The sequence below is a fragment of the Candidatus Erwinia dacicola genome (genome assembly GCF_001756855.1).
GTDB classification, from domain to species: Bacteria; Pseudomonadota; Gammaproteobacteria; order Enterobacterales; family Enterobacteriaceae; genus Erwinia; species Erwinia dacicola.
Genome location: NZ_MAYS01000414.1, coordinates 1 through 2,652 on the forward strand (window position 1 = coordinate 1; position 2,652 = coordinate 2,652).

The 2,652-nt window shown below is 53.3% G+C and carries 4 protein-coding genes and 1 pseudogene; 1 reads left to right on the plus strand and 4 read right to left on the minus strand.

Annotation, left to right across the window (positions count from 1 at the left end):
* Positions 1-50 precede the first annotated feature (50 nt).
* Both BBW68_RS19200 and BBW68_RS11310 read right to left on the minus strand, forming a co-directional pair.
* Positions 51-119 (minus strand): annotated as a pseudogene (locus BBW68_RS19200) (IS66 family insertion sequence element accessory protein TnpB); the annotation flags it as partial.
* Complete coding sequence (locus tag BBW68_RS11310) at positions 116-529, minus strand: transposase (RefSeq protein ID WP_070135443.1); 414 nt, start codon at positions 527-529, stop codon at positions 116-118. The pseudogene BBW68_RS19200 and the gene BBW68_RS11310, both read right to left, overlap by 4 nt.
* A 108-nt stretch (positions 530-637) precedes the next feature.
* On the opposite strand from BBW68_RS11310, the gene BBW68_RS11315 reads away from it, so the two are divergent.
* On the plus strand, positions 638-817 hold the full coding sequence (locus BBW68_RS11315; RefSeq protein ID WP_186821324.1) for an MmcQ/YjbR family DNA-binding protein: 180 nt from the start codon (positions 638-640) through the stop codon (positions 815-817).
* Between the two features lie 59 nt (positions 818-876).
* Here the strand turns inward: BBW68_RS11315 and fabB are convergent, their stop codons facing one another.
* On the minus strand, positions 877-2,100 hold the full coding sequence (gene fabB, locus BBW68_RS11320) for a beta-ketoacyl-ACP synthase I (protein ID WP_070135444.1): 1,224 nt from the start codon (positions 2,098-2,100) through the stop codon (positions 877-879).
* 267 nt (positions 2,101-2,367) lie between these two features.
* Positions 2,368-2,652, minus strand: a 285-nt coding sequence (locus BBW68_RS11325) for an IS30 family transposase (RefSeq protein ID WP_070135445.1), incomplete at its 5' end; no start/stop codon positions are given.

Sequence of the window (2,652 nt, forward strand, 5' to 3'; positions counted from 1 at the left end):
ACCTTTCAATAACACGAAAGCTAACTCATCAATATCTTTGCAACAGTGCCGAACGATTTACGCATATCCGTGACGCCAGCAACCAGCCAGATACAGGTGCCTGACGGGAGGAATATCATTGGCTTCTCCCGGTCAGCTCGCGGAGCCGCACGGCCAGCAACTCTGATGACGGGTTTTCAAGCGTCATTTTGCCGTGACGGAACTCAACACAACAGGAGGTGGCATTCAGCGCTGAGAGCTGATCCGGATCTGTGTTCCTCTCACCTGTTGGCGCTGGGTCAGGTATCACCTCGACAGGCAGCACCATCGGTGATGGTGAGGATTCGACTATTGCAGGAAGGCGACGTGATATGCGGCCCTCCTCCTGCCAGAGCCGTAAGCATTTAAAGATGACGTTATCGTTAATGCCGTTTTCGCGGGCAATCTGAGCAACGCAGGCACCGGGGCGGGAAGCCAGTTCGACCATACGGAGCTTGAAGTCATTCGAATAATTTTTACGAAGTTCTTTTCGCCAGGATTGGGTTTCCATACTTAGATGTCCATCTGTAACAGATGGGCGTCTAAGTTACCCGCACTGGCTTAATGGCTAAATACGGCGCTGGCTTTACGCTTACAGGTGTTCAAGGTACGCGGCAAGATGCATCGCGTGATTTATGACAGCATCCACGCGGGTTACCATATGAATAAGCGCCACTGGATTTCGATTTGTGCCGGAGAGCAGATAAGCGAAGGATTGATTAAACAGCTGGTAGAAGAGTCATACGACCTAGTGGTTGCCGGGCTGCCAAAGCGCTTACGACCAATGGAAAAACGCTGATTTACCTGAGAGTTAAAAAAAGGCGACTGCGAGGTCGCCCCTTTTTTTATTGAGGCAGATTACGCCAGTTTGCGCATCACCAAGGTGGCGTTGGTGCCACCGAAGCCGAAGCTGTTTGACATCACGGTGGTCAGCTTACGCTCGGTAGGCTTCATCACGATGTCTAGGCCTTCGGCCGCCGGGTCCAGCTCATCAATGTTGATGCTTGGCGCAACGAAACCGTGCTCTAGCATCAGCAAAGAATAGATAGCTTCCTGCACGCCAGCAGCACCCAGAGAATGGCCTGTCATGGCTTTAGTGGCTGACATCGCCGGGGTTTTGTCTGGGAACACAGCGCGAATTGCGCCCAGCTCTTTCACATCGCCAACCGGGGTGGAAGTGCCGTGAGTGTTAAGGTAGTCGATTGGGGTATCCACGCCTTCCATCGCCATACGCATGCAGCGCATTGCGCCCTCACCCGATGGAGCCACCATATCAGCGCCGTCAGAAGTTGCGCCGTAGCCGACGATTTCAGCGTAGATGTGCGCACCGCGGGCCAGAGCGTGTTCCAGTTCTTCCACCACGACCATACCGCCACCTCCAGCGATGACGAAGCCGTCACGCTGCTGATCGTAGGTACGGGATGCTTTTTCCGGAGTGTCGTTGTACTTGGTGGACAGAGCACCCATCGCGTCAAACTCACAGGACATTTCCCAGCACAGCTCTTCGCCGCCGCCAGCAAATACGATGTCCTGCTTGCCCAGTTGGATCTGCTCTACCGCGTTACCGATGCAGTGTGCAGAGGTAGCGCAGGCGGAGCTGATAGAGTAGTTAACACCGTGGATTTTGAACGGAGTGGCCAAGCAGGCAGATACGCCGGATGCCATTGCTTTGGTCACCATATAAGGGCCAACGCCGCGCAGGCCTTTAGCACGCATACCGTCAACGCTGGCAGCCTGGTAGAACGGCGAACCGCCGCCGGAACCAGCAACCAGACCCACGCGTGGGTTGTTCTGGTACTGCTCGTCAGTCAGGCCGGCATCTTTCACCGCTTCCTGCATGGAGAGGAAAGCATAAATAGACGCATCGCTCATAAAACGCAGCATTTTGCGGTCGATACGCGCCGCAATGTCTTCTTTAGACAACTTAACATTGCCCCAGACGTGACTACGCATGGCGGAATCTTTCAGCTCCTTCGAGAGGGTAAGACCAGAACGCCCTTCACGCAATGATGCCAGAACTTCCTCTTGGTTATTACCAATACTGGAAACGATCCCTAAGCCAGTAATCACAGCACGTTTCATTCAATACCTCTTCCACTTCGAATTAGGATTCGATTGGCACTCTAGCTTACAGTTGTAAGCCGAACAAGCCCGATCAGCAGATTCCTTGTGTAAATTTGCGTAGGGTCAACCATATCGTTAAAATCACGCCACTGCCTGAGCAATGAGCCTTTGCCGTGAAAACCGCTCCTATAGAGTACGCTGAGCTAAGCTGGAACGATCAGGCTACACCTGTATCCCGAGTATTTGATGATGTTCACTTGGCGGATTCAAGTTCGAAGTGCAACGCTAAGCCGCCTGTTTTAGCTCTACAATGACCACTGAAGGTTGCCGGAACCCAAGGCATTTCCGTGGCCTGCTATTCAGTGCTCCCTGGTACTTGCGGAGCTCGTCATCCGTCACTGCCGTCAGGTCAGTTCCTTTCGGGATAAACTGCCTCAACAACCCATTGGTGTTCTCCTTTAGCCCGCGCTGCCACGAGGCATATGGATGAGCGAAGTAGGTTTCCGCTTCCAACGCGTCAGCGACTTCCTTGTGCCGGGTAAACTTCCTGCCGTTGTCGAACGTGATTGT